The organism is Bacillus sp. Leaf49 (assembly GCF_001426125.1).
Lineage (GTDB): Bacteria > Bacillota > Bacilli > Bacillales > Bacillaceae > Bacillus > Bacillus altitudinis.
The window spans coordinates 466,691-482,297 of record NZ_LMRK01000020.1 but is presented as its reverse complement, the minus strand read 5'-3'; the positions used below and the strand labels follow the sequence as shown (position 1 = coordinate 482,297).

The 15,607-nt window shown below is 43.6% G+C and carries 14 protein-coding genes; 1 reads left to right on the top strand and 13 read right to left on the bottom strand.

The window, feature by feature from the left end:
* From rlmN to ASG46_RS12185, 11 genes are all read right to left on the bottom strand, one after another.
* Window positions 1-1,089: a 23S rRNA (adenine(2503)-C(2))-methyltransferase RlmN gene (rlmN, locus tag ASG46_RS12235; protein WP_007499669.1), complete on the bottom strand. Its 1,089-nt coding sequence runs from the start codon at window positions 1,087-1,089 to the stop codon at window positions 1-3.
* Window positions 1,090-1,092: 3 nt separating this feature from the next.
* Window positions 1,093-2,436, bottom strand: coding sequence for a 16S rRNA (cytosine(967)-C(5))-methyltransferase RsmB (gene rsmB / locus ASG46_RS12230; protein ID WP_056704716.1), 1,344 nt, complete (start codon window positions 2,434-2,436; stop codon window positions 1,093-1,095).
* The gene (fmt, locus tag ASG46_RS12225) at window positions 2,423-3,376 is read right to left on the bottom strand and encodes a methionyl-tRNA formyltransferase (protein WP_017359336.1); all 954 of its coding nucleotides are present in this window, start codon (window positions 3,374-3,376) and stop codon (window positions 2,423-2,425) included. The genes rsmB and fmt overlap by 14 nt, the downstream gene beginning before the upstream one ends.
* Before the next feature lie 5 nt (window positions 3,377-3,381).
* Window positions 3,382-3,864, bottom strand: coding sequence for a peptide deformylase (gene def, locus ASG46_RS12220; protein WP_017359337.1), 483 nt, complete (start codon window positions 3,862-3,864; stop codon window positions 3,382-3,384).
* Window positions 3,865-3,879: 15 nt separating this feature from the next.
* A complete protein-coding gene (gene priA, locus ASG46_RS12215; protein WP_008344893.1) occupies window positions 3,880-6,288 on the bottom strand; it encodes a primosomal protein N' in 2,409 nt (802 codons plus the stop codon).
* Window positions 6,285-7,502, bottom strand: coding sequence for a bifunctional phosphopantothenoylcysteine decarboxylase/phosphopantothenate--cysteine ligase CoaBC (gene coaBC / locus ASG46_RS12210; protein WP_008344895.1), 1,218 nt, complete (start codon window positions 7,500-7,502; stop codon window positions 6,285-6,287). The genes priA and coaBC overlap by 4 nt, the downstream gene beginning before the upstream one ends.
* Window positions 7,503-7,617: 115 nt before the next feature.
* The gene (gene rpoZ / locus ASG46_RS12205) at window positions 7,618-7,821 is read right to left on the bottom strand and encodes a DNA-directed RNA polymerase subunit omega (protein WP_008344896.1); all 204 of its coding nucleotides are present in this window, start codon (window positions 7,819-7,821) and stop codon (window positions 7,618-7,620) included.
* Window positions 7,822-7,824: 3 nt separating this feature from the next.
* The gene (gene gmk / locus ASG46_RS12200) at window positions 7,825-8,439 is read right to left on the bottom strand and encodes a guanylate kinase (RefSeq protein ID WP_007499680.1); all 615 of its coding nucleotides are present in this window, start codon (window positions 8,437-8,439) and stop codon (window positions 7,825-7,827) included.
* A gap of 9 nt (window positions 8,440-8,448) precedes the next feature.
* Window positions 8,449-8,718: an extracellular matrix/biofilm regulator RemA gene (gene remA, locus ASG46_RS12195; protein ID WP_008344898.1), complete on the bottom strand. Its 270-nt coding sequence runs from the start codon at window positions 8,716-8,718 to the stop codon at window positions 8,449-8,451.
* Between the two features lie 76 nt (window positions 8,719-8,794).
* Window positions 8,795-9,670 carry a YicC/YloC family endoribonuclease gene (locus ASG46_RS12190; protein WP_017359340.1) on the bottom strand — a complete coding sequence of 292 codons (876 nt, stop codon included), beginning with the start codon at window positions 9,668-9,670 and terminating at the stop codon, window positions 8,795-8,797.
* Window positions 9,671-9,753: 83 nt separating this feature from the next.
* On the bottom strand, window positions 9,754-12,429 hold the full coding sequence (locus ASG46_RS12185; protein WP_007499684.1) for a calcium-translocating P-type ATPase, SERCA-type: 2,676 nt from the start codon (window positions 12,427-12,429) through the stop codon (window positions 9,754-9,756).
* 165 nt (window positions 12,430-12,594) lie between these two features.
* Between ASG46_RS12185 and ASG46_RS12180 the strand changes: the two genes are divergently transcribed.
* Window positions 12,595-14,304: an Rqc2 family fibronectin-binding protein gene (locus ASG46_RS12180; RefSeq protein WP_056704713.1), complete on the top strand. Its 1,710-nt coding sequence runs from the start codon at window positions 12,595-12,597 to the stop codon at window positions 14,302-14,304.
* A 31-nt stretch (window positions 14,305-14,335) separates the two neighbouring features.
* On the opposite strand, the gene ASG46_RS12175 is transcribed toward ASG46_RS12180, so the two are convergent.
* Both ASG46_RS12175 and ASG46_RS12170 read right to left on the bottom strand, forming a co-directional pair.
* Window positions 14,336-14,839 (bottom strand): precorrin-2 dehydrogenase/sirohydrochlorin ferrochelatase family protein, encoded by a 504-nt coding sequence (locus tag ASG46_RS12175; protein WP_017359343.1) that lies wholly within the window; start codon window positions 14,837-14,839, stop codon window positions 14,336-14,338.
* Window positions 14,820-15,605 carry a sirohydrochlorin chelatase gene (locus tag ASG46_RS12170; RefSeq protein ID WP_017359344.1) on the bottom strand — a complete coding sequence of 262 codons (786 nt, stop codon included), beginning with the start codon at window positions 15,603-15,605 and terminating at the stop codon, window positions 14,820-14,822. The genes ASG46_RS12175 and ASG46_RS12170 overlap by 20 nt, the downstream gene beginning before the upstream one ends.
* Window positions 15,606-15,607: the final 2 nt, after the last annotated feature.

The window sequence follows — 15,607 nt, the reverse complement described above, 5'->3', positions numbered from 1 at the left end:
TCACCTCGTCTCTTCCTGACGCTCCTTCGCTCTTAGCTGACCGCAAGCAGCATCAATATCATGGCCTTGCTCTCGTCTAATCGTTACGTTTACGCCTCGTTCTTTCAGCGTTTTTTCAAATAGGAAGATTTGTTCTCTTGGTGTTCTCACGTAATCCCTTTCTGGTACATAGTTCACCGGGATGAGGTTTACATGGCATTTGATTCCTTTTAATAAATCAGCAAGTTCTTCTGCATGATGGACTTGATCATTGACTCCGCCAAACAGACCGTATTCAAAGCTCACGCGTCTGCCTGTTTTTTGAATGTAATATTCAATAGCTTCCATTAATTTTGGCAGCTTGTATGCCTTATTGATTGGCATGAGGCGGCTTCGAATGTCAGTATTTGGTGCGTGCAGGGAGACAGCAAAGTTGATTTGCATTTGCTCATCCGCAAATTGATAAATCTTTGGAATGATCCCGCTCGTCGAAACGGTAATATGACGTGCACCAATATTTAAACCGTTGTCATGGTTAATGATTTTAAGGAATGCAAGCATTTCATCAAAGTTATCAAACGGTTCGCCAATACCCATGATGACAACTGAGCTGACGCGTTCATCTGTTTCATCAAGCGCCTGTTGTACTTTCAATACTTGGGCCACAATTTCTCCTGCTTCAAGGTTTCGTTTTAACCCGCCAAGTGTAGATGCACAGAATGTACAACCAATCCGGCAGCCAACCTGTGTTGTGACGCAGACAGAGTTGCCGTATTCGTGGCGCATTAGCACGGTTTCAATGGTATAGCCATCGTGTAATTCAAATAAGAACTTGATCGTTCCATCTTGAGAAGTTTGTTTGATCACTGTTTTTAAAGTCGTGATGGCGAATTGATCTTTTAATTTTTCTCTTAATTCCTTTGAAAGGTTAGACATTTCATCAAAGGACGTGACGCGTTTTTCATAAAGCCACTCAAAAATTTGTGTTGCACGGAAAGGCTTTTCGCCTTGTTCCTTTAACCAGTCTTTGATTTCATTTAGCTCAAACGAGTAGATCGACGGCATGTCTGTTTTCAGTTCTTTTCTTACTTTTTGTTTTTGTTCTGTCATTTTTTATCCCTTCTTTCTCATGCTGCAAATAAAGAAACCATCTGTTCCGAAATAATGAGGAAGTATTTGTACACTTCCGTTTTGAACAAACGGAGCAACCTGCTCAGGCAGCCGTTCATTAAGAGATAGATCGGGTTCGAAGTCTTGGTGTTCTTGTAAAAACGCATGAATCACTTGTTGATTTTCTGTTGGATCCATTGTACATGTACTGTATACAAGGGTACCGCCTGGCTTTAGCAGCTGGGCTGTTTCATGCAAGATCGATTGCTGAATTGTCGCAAGTCTTGCTGAGTCTTCCGAGGACTTTGTATATTTCATATCTGGTTTTCGTCTGATGACGCCAAAACCTGAACATGGTGCATCAATAAGAATACGGTCAAACGAAGCATCATCATAATGGTCGGATGCTTTTCTTGCATCAAGCGCTTTTGCCTCAATATGCGTTAAGTTCAGACGCTTTGCTGCCTGTTTAATCAGTTTTACTTTGTGCTCATGTAAATCAAGAGACACAATGTTCCCCTCATCGTTCATTCGCTCTGCGATATGTGTTGATTTACCACCAGGAGCGGCACAGGCATCAAGCACCATTTCTCCCGGCTGAGGGTCCAGCGCTCTTGCGACAAGCATGGAGCTTTCATCTTGGATCGTGACAAAGCCCTCTTGAAAGAAAGGAGTGGATACGATAGATCCTTTCATGAGCTTGAGTGCATCCTCAGATAAGTCGCCGAGCTCTGTTTCAATTCCTGCATCCATGAGTTCTTGCTGCAGTGCAGTGCGGTCTTTTTTCATTCGATTGACACGCAATGTCTGCTTTGGCGGGACTAAATGAATACGGCACATGCTTTCTGCTGCTTCAAAACCGTACGCCTCCACCCATTCTTGTACGAGCCACAATGGATGGCTTGTCTCTATTGAAAGCCTTTTTACCGGATCTTTAATCGCATCAAATGCTGGCACGCCTTCTCTTTGCACGGAACGCAAAACGCCGTTGACTAGTGAAGAAATGCCTTTATGTCCGCGCTTTTTCGTTAGTTCCACTGCTTCATGGATGGCTGCACGATCTGGAATTTTTTCAAGATAAACCATCTGATAAAGAGACATCCGCAAAAGCTGCATGACCCATGGAGCCACCTTTTGCGGTTTTTTCACAAAGGGTGTGAGCATATAATCAAGTGCTAGCTTGTTTTGCAGTATACCGTATACAAGTTCTGTTAATAGCGGTTTGTCTTGATCGGAGAGTTCTTTCTCTTTCATCACTGACTGCAAAAGCAAGTTACTGTAGGCTTGATTTTGTTCGAGTTTGATTAAAGCGTCCAGCGCTACTTCTCTCACATTACTTTTCTTCATTGATTAACCCTAATTTCTGTCCAATTTCGATATTTGCGCCTCTTAAGAAGTCTTCACCGCTCATTTTTTTCTTTCCAGCGGGCTGTACACTCGTTAATAAAAGGCCTTGCTGATTTCCTGTTCCAACGACTGGTCCTTCTTTTTGAAGCTCAATCACTTTCCCAGGTTCTTCTGGTGCTTGAAGCGGAACTTTTTTCGCTTCCCATACTTTTAAGTTAGCACCGTTCCATTCAGTATAGGCAACTGGCCATGGATTTAAGCCGCGAACTTGGTTGTAAAGCTCTTCTCCTGGCTTGGTCCAGTCTAATCTTTCCTGCTCCCGCTTAATATTTGGTGCATACGTTGCTGCCTCTTCATTTTGCGGAATTGGCGAGATAGACCTGCTTAACACATTTGGAACTGTGTCTTTTAATAAGGCCGCACCAGCCACACTTAATTTATCATGCAGTGTTCCGACGTTGTCTAATTCATCAATTTCTACTTCTACTTTGCTAATCATGTCACCTGCATCAAGCTTTTCTACCATATACATGATCGTCACGCCTGTTTTCTTTTTGCCTTGCAGGATCGCATAATGGATCGGTGCACCGCCTCTTAGTTCTGGCAGCAGTGAGGCATGAACGTTGATACAGCCAAATTCAGGTTCATCAAGTAATCTTTTTGGCAAGATTTGTCCGAATGCTGCTGTTACGATTAAATCTGGCTTTAACGCAAGCACTTTATCAATTTCTTCATCAAGACGTACCTTTTCAGGCTGTAAAACTGGAATGCCGTGTTTTAAGGCTTCTACTTTTACAGGAGGCGGTGTCAGCACTCGTTTTCTGCCTTTCGGGCGATCTGGCTGTGTGACGACCCCTACCACTTCGTATCCTTCTGTTATAAGTGTTTGCAGCACAGGTACTGAGAAATCAGGGGTTCCCATAAATACGATACGTGCCATTTTCTTCACCCTTCCATTTCCGCAAGTTCTTTTTCTGTATAGGTTTGAATGATCTTCGACGTGAATAATACGCCGTCTAAGTGATCAATTTCATGCAATAAAGCTCTTGCTAAAAATCCTTCTGCTTCTATTGTAAATGGTTTGCCTTTCTTATCAAAGGCTTTCACCTTCACATAATTTGGTCTTTCAACCGTTCCGTATAAAGATGGAAAGCTCAGGCAGCCTTCAATGTCTGTCTGGCTCCCTTCCACTTCAAGAATCTCAGGATTTACCAAGTCAATCCTCCCAGAATCTTCTCCGATATCGACCACGGCGATTCTTTTTGAGATGCCGATTTGTGGTGCGGCTAGGCCGACTCCATCTAGTTCAAGCATTGTATCATACATATCATCCAGCAGTTTTTTCAGTTTTTTATCGAATGTATCAACAAGCTCTGTTTGTTGTTCAAGCACGTCTGCAGGATGTAAGACTATCGGTTTGATTGCCACGAAAAGACCTCCGTTTTACATCATCATATATGGATTCATATCGATTGATATCATCAACTGTTTTTGTTCCATTTCTTTTTGATAATGATCTTGTATTTTCCGTAATAAACTTGCCAGTTCATTTTCCCTTTTGTATTTTATCACGCATTGATATCGATATCTATCTTTGATCTTAGCGATCGGAGAAGCAGCAGGACCGAGAATCCTTGTATTCGGTGCACAATTCATTTTCAGGAACTGAACAATTTTGTCTGTGACATGCGCTGCCTTTGTCACTTCTTCATGTGATACAGTCACCATCGCCAAAAAATAAAATGGCGGATAGGACTGATGACGACGGTGCAACATCTCCTGCTCATAAAAGGCTTCATAATCATGCTGTTTGGTTAATTCAATACTATAATGCGAAGGTGTATATGATTGAATAATGACTGACCCCGCTTTTTCATGACGTCCCGCACGTCCGCTTACTTGCGTGAGAAGCTGAAACGTTTTTTCACTTGAACGAAAATCAGGGATGTGAAGAGACGTATCCGCACTAAGGACACCGACAAGTGTAACATCTGGGAAGTCTAAGCCTTTTGCAATCATTTGCGTCCCAAGCAGTATATCCGCTTCTTTGTTGCCAAAGGACGTGAGAAGCTTTTCGTGCGCGCCTTTCCGAGAGGTTGTATCTACATCCATTCGGATGACCCTTGCTTCTGGCAATACCTTCGTCAGCTCTTCTTCCACACGCTGCGTGCCTGTACCAAAATAGCGAATATGCTCACTATGGCATTCTGGGCATTCTGCAGGTACAGGAGCTTCGTGACCGCAGTAATGGCACTTCAGCCGTTTTTGAAAGCGGTGATAAGTGAGAGAAATCTCACAATGTGGACATTGTTCCACATATCCGCAATCACGGCACATCACAAAGGATGAATAGCCTCTTTTATTGAGAAATAAAACCGCCTGCTCTTTCCTTTCAAGTACTTCTTTTAACCTGAGCATTAATTCTTCTGAGAACATGGAGCGGTTGCCGTTTCTTAATTCTTCTCTCATATCAATTAACGAAACGTGCGGCAGCTGCTGCTGATTGACGCGCCGTTTGAGCGTCAGCAGTGTATACACACCCTTTTTCGCACGCGCATATGACTCAAGTGAAGGCGTTGCACTGCCCAATACAACCGGACATTGGTGCCGCCCTGCTCGTTCAATGGCCACATCTTTCGCATGATACCGAGGCATTTCTTCTTGTTTATATGACGATTCGTGTTCTTCATCTATAATGATCATTCCTAGATTTTCAAACGGGGCGAAAACAGCCGATCTTGCGCCAACGACAAGCTTGACTTCCTTGCGGTGGATTTTCCGCCATTCATCGTATTTTTCCCCAGTCGATAAGCCGCTATGAAGAACAGCCACATTGGACCCGAAGCGCTCTTTAAAACGCTGGACCATTTGAGGCGTTAATGAAATTTCAGGAACTAGGACGATCGCTTCTTTTCCCTTTTGGAGGACATGATCAATCGTCTGTAAATAAATTTCGGTTTTACCGCTTCCTGTGACTCCGTGCAGTAAAAACGTTTCATGTTTGTCATCGCTCACTGCTTGATGAATGGGTTTTGCCGCTTCTGCTTGCTCTGCTGTGAGATCAAGAGGAGTAGACGGTGTAAACTCCCTATCCCGATAAGGATCTCGATAAATCTCTTCATAGCTTTCTGTTAACAGACCTTCTTGAATCAAGGCTTTTATCGTTTGAGAACTAGCACCTGTTTGTTGCTGCAAATCTTTTGCTAAAAACGTCGTTTCATTCGCTTGAAATAAAAAGGTAAGCAGCGCCTTCTGTTTCACCGCATTTTTCTTTAACTGCTTCTGTTTTTCTTCAAGTTTTTCTTTCGTAACTGCTATCTGAAGTGTCCGCACCTTTTTCTTTCCGGATTTTTGTGAGACGTGATATCTGACTTCTAGATGGCCTTTTTGGACATGCTTTTGAATAGGCTTCAGCTGTTCAGGCGGAATGTCAGCGTAAAGGATGCTCTCTTGCTGACCGAAAAGCTCTTTCAATGACTGCGGAAGTTCCTCAGCTGATAACACCTGAATTTCTTTTTCATATTTGGCTTTCATCGCTGCTGGGAGCATCGATTGAAGCGCCGTAATATGATAGGACAATGTTTTTTCCGTCAGCCAGTGGGAAAGCTCCAATAGCTCATCTGTCAGAACAGGAGATAAATCAAATAAATCGACAATGTCCTTGATGTTTCCTGACTGTACGTCTGTTTCTTCTTTGATTTTTGTCACAAACCCTTGAATCTTCCTTGGGCCAAAAGGAACCACTACCCTCATACCAGCCTTGACAAGGCCTTTAAAGCGGTCTGGCACACGATAGTCAAATGGCCTGTCAATGGCTTTCGTTGTGACATCGACGATCACTTCAGCAATCATGCTCGATCACGCTCTTTTGGCAGCAGCTGCTTTGCCTCCTGTAAGATTTCAAAGGCAAGGTCTTTTTTGCTCATCATTGGCAGCTCTTTTTTTGTTCCGTCTGCTTTGATCAATGCTGCGACATTTGTATCTGTGCCAAAGCCTGCGCCCTCTGCTGCAACATTGTTCGCGACAATCATATCTAAATGCTTGGATTCGATTTTCTTTTTCGCATAATATTCTACATCCTGCGTCTCAGCTGCAAAGCCGACTAGCACCTGATGTTCTTTTCTTTTCCCAAGCTCTTTTAAAATATCTTTCGTCCGCTTAAATTCAACCGCTAGTTCACCGTCTTGTTTTTTCATTTTATGAGAATACGTCGTGACAGGCGTATAATCGGCAACGGCTGCTGATTTAATCACTATATCTGCTTTCTCGTACACCTCTAACGCTGCTTGATACATCTCCTCAGCCGATTCCACTTGCACCACATCCACATGCTCAGGCGCAGTTAACGAAACAGGTCCTGAAATGAGCGTGACATCAGCCCCCATTTGCTCGGCAGCTTCTGCAATGGCATAGCCCATTTTCCCAGAAGATCGATTTGAAAGGAAACGAACAGGGTCGATCACTTCTCGTGTAGGGCCAGCTGTGACCACGACTTTTTTACCTGAAAGCGGCAAACTGGCTGGCTCATCAAAAAACGCACGGATGTGTTCAACAATTTTTTCAGGCTCCTCTAAGCGTCCTTTTCCAATGTAGCCACATGCTAAATAGCCTTCACTTGGCTCTATAAACCGGTAGCCGTCTTCATATAAAGTGCGGATGTTCCGTTTGACAGCTGGATGGTCATACATGTGCACATTCATAGCCGGTGCAACCCATACAGGAGCTGTTGAAGCAAGCAAGGTGGTTGTGAGCATATCATCAGCAAGTCCTGCGGCCATTTTACCAATGGTATGTGCTGTTGCAGGGGCAACAAGAATGAGATCGGCCCAGTCAGCTACATCAATATGCGCAATGACTTTTGGATTATTTTCTTTAAATGTATCCACATACACCTCATGCCGAGATAGGGCTTGGAAGGTGAGCGGAGACACAAACTCACGGGCAGATTCTGTCATAATCACTCTTACGTTTGCGCCTGCCTGTACGAGTTTACTAGTGAGTGCAGCTGCTTTATATACGGCGATTCCTCCGCTGACGCCGAGTAAAATATTTTTCGACTGTAACATTTGTTTGTCCCCCTTAACGGCCTTTTTCACAAATTCGTCTACAATTCAAAAAAGTCAAAACCAATCATAGTTTTGACTTTTTTGAACGTATCGTATCTGCATAGCAGAAGCGATGTTATTCTTGCTCTTCTTTTTCAAATGTCAAAAGACCAGCATCGATTTCTTCAAGAGCTTTCCCTACAAATTTATAGGATTTTGTGTTTTCGATTTGTTGATCTTGATGGATTTGCATTTCACGTGCACGGCGTGCAGACACTGTGACAAGTGTATATTTTGAGTCAAGTTTGTTCATCAATGAGTCAATTGAAGGATCTAACATGGTTTATTCTACCCCCAGCATTTTTTTATATCTTGGTGCGACTCTGTCTCTTCGCAGGTGCTCTGCAAGGACGATCGCTTTAATTCTTTCACATGCAAGCTCGACATCGTCGTTTTCAACGACATAGTCATAAGCATCCATCATTTCAATTTCTTCTTTTGCAGCAGCCATTCGGTTACGGATGAGATCCTCAGATTCTGTCCCGCGTGTAATAATGCGGTTTTGAAGTTCTGAAAGACTTGGCGGTGCAAGGAAAATAAAGAGACCTTCCGGGAATGCTTCTCTTACTTGAAGTGCACCTTGCACTTCGATTTCAAGGAAAACATCTTTTCCTTCGCTCAATGTTTGTTCTACATAGTCAACAGGCGTGCCGTAGTAATTCCCGACATACTCTGCCCATTCTAACAGCTTTTTGTTTTCAATCATATGTTCAAATTCTTCCCTGGTTTTAAAGAAATAATCAACACCATTTCTTTCACCTTCACGCGGTTTGCGGGTTGTCACAGAAATAGAGTATTCAAATTTCGTATCTTCCTGGGAGAAAATGGCTTGTCTGACCGTTCCTTTTCCAACTCCCGAAGGTCCAGAGAGAACGATTAAAAGTCCTCTTTCTTTCATAATGGCGTATTACCCCTGCCCTTCATCTATGATTTCTTCTTTTACAGAAAGTCTTTGCGCGACAGTCTCAGGCTGAACGGCAGATAAGATGACATGGTCACTGTCCATAATGACAACAGCACGGGTTCTTCTTCCGTATGTCGCATCAATGAGCATGCCTCGATCTCTTGCGTCTTGTATCATTCGTTTAATCGGTGCTGATTCCGGACTGACGATTGAAATCATCCGATTCGCTGAAATGATGTTTCCAAATCCGATATTGATCAACTTTATGGTCATCTTCTTTCGTCCCCCTGTAATATAAACGTCTCTAGTCTCGCCGAAAGAGACGCACTGTAAACAGCATACACAATGACTATTCTATATTTTGCACTTGTTCTTTTATTTTTTCAATAGCGCTTTTCATTTCAACCACCAGCTTTGTTAAATGGTGATGGTTTGCTTTTGATCCAATCGTGTTCACTTCACGGTTGAGCTCCTGTACAAGAAAGTCAAGCTTTCGTCCGGCAGCGCCACCTTGCGTCAAAATTTGCTGGAACTGCTGAAAATGACTTTTCAGCCTGGTAATCTCTTCTGTAATGTCACAGCGATCCGCAAAGATGGCCGCCTCTGTGATCAGCCTGCTCTCTTCAAGCGCCTCTCCGATCCATTCTTGCAATCTTTGATTCAATCGTTCTTTGTACTGACTCACAACCTCTGGTGCAAACACTTTGATTTCTTCTGTAAATGCCTCGAGTTCAGACAGCCTGAGTTCACAGTCTTTTTGAAGTGATGTTCCCTCCTGCTCTCTCATAAAGCAAAGCTCCTTGACAGCTTCTTCACAAGTGTCTATCAGCAAATGCTCCAGCTGCTCATTACGGCTGACTGACTCTTCCACCTGAACAGCCTGTTCCAGCTTCAGTAAGTCATGTGCATGCTGAATACCTGAAATATGATAGCGGTCCTCAAGGTCTTTTGCGGCTTTCATATATTCATCAAGCAGCGGCCAGTCAATTTGTAAAGACCGGCTTGCAAGTTTACCGCCTTCAATCGTAACAAACAGCTCAATTCGACCGCGCTGCACGTGACGAAGAATGATTTTTTTTAATGTATCTTCGAAATATAAAAGCGGCCTCGGCAAACGGGCATGAACCTCTTTAAAACGGTGATTGACCGATTTTAGCTCAACTGACACTGTCAGTTCACCATCCGTTTTACTCGCTTGGCCGAATCCCGTCATACTGCGTATCATGTGAAAACACCCAATTCTTTCATATTAATAAAATGAAAAAGGTAATAGCAGACACTATTACCTCAAAATTATACCATAACCAATTATTTTTTTCTTGTCAAAAGTGACCCCGCCAGTAAAAAAGTTGGCAATGCAGACATACCGATGATCAGAAGCCAATCAACTGGTGCGACTGCCACCGTTTTGAAAATCGGCTGAAGCGGCGGATAATAAATGACCACAAGCATCAGCAGAAGGGAAGACACAACGGCGCCGATCAAGTACATATTCCCGAATGGATTGCGTTCAAAAATAGACCGTTCACTGCGGCAGTCAAACACATGAATGAGCTGCGCCAAAACGAGTGTGCTGAATGCAACCGTCTGCGCATATTGAAGATTGTTCGGATCACGGTGATACACAAACATAAAGGCTAACAAAGTGGCAATCCCGATCAGAAACCCTCTTGATATGACCTTCCAGCCAAGCCCTCTTGCAAAAATCCCCTCTTTCATGTTGCGCGGCTTTCTCTTCATGACATCGCCTTCTGGTTTATCCATTCCAAGTGCCATAGCCGGCAAGCCGTCTGTGACAAGGTTTACCCACAAAATTTGAATTGGAACGAGAGGCAATGGAAGCGCAAGAAGCATCGCAAACAGCATGACCAAAATCTCTCCCACATTCGATGCCAGCAAATAGCGGACAAATTTGCGAATGTTTTCATAAATATTCCGGCCCTCTTTAATAGCGGATTTAATGGTCGCAAAGTTGTCATCAAGCAAAATAAGAGAAGAAGCTTCTTTGGCAACGTCTGTTCCGGTAATCCCCATGGATATACCGATATCCGCCTGTTTAATCGCTGGCGCATCATTCACCCCATCACCTGTCATCGCGACAATATGGCCATTTTTTTGATAGGCCTTCACAATTCTCAGTTTATGCTCAGGTGATACACGGGCAAAGACGTACACATCTTCTGCTGTTTGCTCCAGCTCTTTGTCGCTTAGCTGATCCAGAGCTTTTCCATCAAGCACCTTTCCTTGCTTCGGTAAGAGACTTAAATCTTTAGCGATCGCTTTAGCCGTTTCTACGTGATCGCCTGTAATCATCACTGTTTTAATGCCAGCATCCCGGCATTCTTTAATCGCTCGTCTCACTTCAGGACGAGGTGGATCAATCATGCCCTCTAGACCGATAAATGTGAGGCCAGTTTCTGCCTGCTGAACAGAGGTAATTTTTTCTGTCAGGCTTACTTTTTTATATGCAATCGCAATGGTTCTAAGCGCTTGTCTTGCTAAACCTTGAATGGCAGCTTCTGTTTCTTGCCGGTGGGCCTTTGAAAATGAGGCGGTGCGTCCGCCGTGCATCATATGACTTGAACGGTTCATCAGCACATCTGGCGCCCCTTTGGCAATGACATACCGCTCCTTCTGATTCGTTTCCACGACGACTGACATCATTTTTCTTTCAGAGTCAAAAGGGAATTCCTCCACCACACGAAATCCCGCTTCGATGAATTGCTCTGTAAAACCCGCTTTACGCGCAGCGGTTAGAAGTGCTCCTTCTGTCGGATCGCCATCAAGTCTCATCTCACCGTCTTTTTCAACAATGGTCGATGTATTACAAAGTGCTCCGTATAATAGCACCTTTTGCAGGCTTGGATGTTTGTCTACATGGACAAGTTCTCCATTTAAGGTAAAATCACCTGACGGCTCGTACCCAGTGCCAGAAATATTCCACGTTTTCCCCTCTGCCCATACATGTGTCACTGTCATTTTATTTTGTGTCATTGTGCCTGTTTTATCTGAGCAAATAATCGAGGCGCAGCCAAGTGTTTCCACAGCCGGCAGCTTTCTGACAATGGATTTTTGTTTAATCATCCGCTGCACACCTAGGGAAAGTGCGACAGTGACGATCGCCGGCAGCCCTTCTGGAATCGCAGCAACAGCGAGAGATACACCCGCTAAGAACATATGATACAAATCATGACCTTGCACCACACCAAGAACAACCACAAGCACAGTTAAAAATAATGCAGCCACAATTAAAATTTTTCCCAGCTGCTCAAGGCGTCTTTGCAGCGGTGTTTCCATATTACCTGCTGAATCCAGCATACCGGCAATTTGTCCCATCGCCGTATTCATCCCTGTACCAATGACAACCCCTACACCGCTTCCTCTTGTGACAAGCGTCCCCATAAAGGCCATGTTCGTCAAATCTCCAAGTGAGACATGATCTCGCGAGAGCGGACTCGCATGTTTGACCGCTGGGATGGACTCTCCAGTGAGGGCAGATTCTTCGATTTCCAAACTCTTTGTTTCTAGTAATCTGATATCTGCCCCAATTCGATCCCCACTTGAAAACTTCACAATATCTCCCGGCACGAGGTGCTTCGACGGGATCTTGACCCATTCATTGTTTCTCCTTGCATAGACATGCGGCGTTGATAATTCCTTTAGTGCTTGGAGGGACTTTTCCGCACGGCGTTCCTGATAAAAACCAAGCACACCATTTATCAGCACAATCGCCACAATCGCCACAGCATCAATGTATTCACCTAAAAAGGCAGAAATAATCGTTGCCGCAAGCAGGATTAACACCATAAAGTCTTTAAATTGCGCTAAAAAAATAACGAATGCCGACGCCTTTTTCCCTTCCTGCAATTCATTTGGCCCATGCTTTTCAAGCCGCTTTTGCACATCTTTTTCTGACAGTCCGTCACCTATCGATGTATTCATTGTTTTTAATAAATCGGTTTGGTTCAGTTCATGCCAATTCATTTGACCTCGTCCACTCCTCTTTTGTTCTCTCTCTTATGCAGTGTTCTATAAGCCAGTTTATTCAGACTCGTCCTAAATCATGCTATAATAATAAGACTGCCTAAAGAACGAGAAAACGTAAGGTTCTTTCAGTAGATTTGTGTGAAAGAAGAGGGTGTATCCAACATGTCATTTGACGGCATTTTTACATACGGTATGACTAATGAATTGCAAGAAACATTAACTGGCGGAAGAATTTCGAAAATACATCAGCCATACAAGCATGAGCTGATTTTTCATATCCGGTCAAAGGGGAAGAATCATAAGCTGCTTTTATCCGCTCACCCGAGCTATGCAAGAGTACAGCTCACTGAGCACCATGATGATAATCCGAGCGAACCGCCAATGTTTTGTATGCTTCTCAGAAAACATCTTGAGGGTGGGTTCATTGAACGTTTTGAACAAATTGGGTTAGATCGGGTGATCGTGCTGCACGTGCGAAGCCGAAATGAAATTGGCGATGAACAAACCCGTAAGCTGTATATTGAAATTATGGGCAGGCACAGCAACTTAATTCTCGTGGAGGACGAAACGGAGCAGATCATTGACGGACTGAAACATCTTTCTCCATCTGTGAACAGCTATCGAACGGTGCTGCCCGGACATCAATATCTTCTGCCGCCGGCACAGCAAAAGCTGAATCCTTTTGACGTGACAAAGGAAGATATTTTAAAGCATTTACGTTTTCAAGAAGGGAAAATCGCCAATCAAATTGTCGATACATTCTCCGGGGTTTCTCCGCTGTTTGCTAAGGAAGCTGTCCACAGGGCCGGTCTTGCCAATCAGGAAACGATTCCAAGTACATTGCTCGAGATGTTCCAGCTCATTCAGGCGCATTCTTTTACCCCTCAGCTCACGAGAAAAGATGGGAAAGAGTATTTTTATTTATTAGAACTTCAGCACGTCGATGGTGACATGAAGACGTTTGATTCTCTTAGTGAGCTACTTGACCGCTTTTATTTCGGAAAAGCTGAAAGAGACAGAGTCAAACAGCAGGCGGCTGACCTTGAACGTTTTGTTGCGAATGAAAAAAAGAAAAATGAAAACAAGCTGAAAAAACTAACAAGAACACTTGAAGAATCTCAAAATGCGCACAAGTACCAGCTTTATGGTGAATTGCTTACTGCCAATATATATGCGATTAAAAAAGGGGATAAAGAAGCGACAGTTATCAATTATTATGATGAAGATGGCGGAGAGATCACGATCCCGCTCAAAACAAACAAAACCCCTTCTGAAAATGCGCAAGCGTATTTTACAAAATACCAAAAGGCAAAAAATGCAGTAGAGGCCGTAAATGAACAAATCAAGCGAACGCATGAAGAAATTGTTTATTTTGACGAGCTGATCCAGCAGCTGTCCTCTGCCTCACCAAAAGATTTAGAGGAAATAAGAGAAGAACTGGTGGAAGGAAAATATTTGCGTCCCAAACAAAAACGCAATGCCAAAAAGAAAAAACCATCGGCCATTCAGCTTGAAGCATATGAATCCTCTCAAGGTGTTCCGATTCTCATTGGAAAAAACAACAAGCAAAACGAATATTTGACCACAAAGGCGGCAGCTCGTGATGACATTTGGCTACACACAAAGGATATTCCTGGATCACATGTCGTCATTCGTCACAAAGCGCCTGATGAACAAACCTTACTTGAAGCGGCACAAATTGCTGCCTACTTCTCGAAGGCAAAAGAATCAAGCTCCGTCCCTGTCGATTATACGAAAATCCGGCATGTGAAAAAACCAAACGGAGCAAAACCGGGCTTTGTCACGTATGATCAGCAGCAAACATTATTTGTAACGCCTGATGAGGATGTTGTCCTAAAGCTGAGAAAATAAAAAAGAGCCGATTAAATCTTTAGATGAGATTTTATCGGCTTTTTCTTTGTCGTTTTTTTCTTTCTATATAGAGCTCATCGAGTGCATCTACATCCTCTTGTTCAAGCAAGGTCTCAATGGCCTCAGTCAGCTGTTTAGTGCGGGCTGGGCTTGCACCACTCGTAGATACAGAGATTGTCACTTTTCCTGCCCTCACAACCTTTGGCACAATCACATTGCCAAGCTCTGACTGGCTCACACAGTTGACGAGCTGATGAGGAAGCGCTGATTGCGTCATCCACTCGTTTACTGAAGGATCGTCTGTAGCAGCGACAATCAAAAATGCATCCTTTACATCTTCCGCATCCACTTTCTTTTTCTTCCAAGTCAGCTGATATGTCTCAATGAGATTCGCCATTTCAGCACAAATGTCAGGGCTCACAATGGTTATGCTGCATGGCTCCATGCATAGCGCACTCGTCCTTCTAGCCGCAACCCTTCCACCGCCGGCAATCAGCACGTGTTTATTGGTTAGATCAAGATGAACTGGAAGCATGGCTTTCTCCTTGAAAACGAAACGCATCCTCTTTGTTTAAGATGGTTTCCTGCACACGTTCAATATAAGCTGCTTTTACATGGGGATGAAACCCAATATATCGGCAGACACGGACATCTCGCAACCGCTCTCTCGCCTGATTCGCTTCACTCTCAATCTCTTTCATTAAAATGCCGGTAAATAAAAGATAAGGCACGAGATAGACAGGCGTATCGTCATCTACTGTTAACTGTGCTAAGACGTCACGATAATTCGGTTCACACGCTGTAATAAAACACGGAAAAACTTCTGCACAAGGCAACAAACTTCGGACATCATCTGCAATGCCAAACACATCCCGTTTTACATCTGGATCAGAGCTTCCACGGCCAATTAAGAGAATTTTTGCGTGCTCTCCCTTGTATCCTGCTTCTTCAATCCTTGCGATAACCGCTTTCGTGACTTCTTGGTTCACGCCTATAGGTCTTCCATATGTCACCTTCACTTGTGGGAAACGTTTTTGTACTTTCACAATCTCATCTGGAATATCTGATTTGGCATGCATGGCAGTTAAAAGGAGGAGCGGGACGATCGCAATGTGGGTTGCTCCTTTTTGTACACAAGTCTCAAACCCTTCTTCGATTGAAGGGTCCGTCAACTCTAAAAAACAAATTTCTTGGATATCTGCTTCCACTAACGGCATACAGCTTTTCATAAAAGAAATGGCTTTATCCTGTGCTTCTTTTACCCTGCTTCCATGCCCAACATAAAGGACAGCTTGTTTCATTT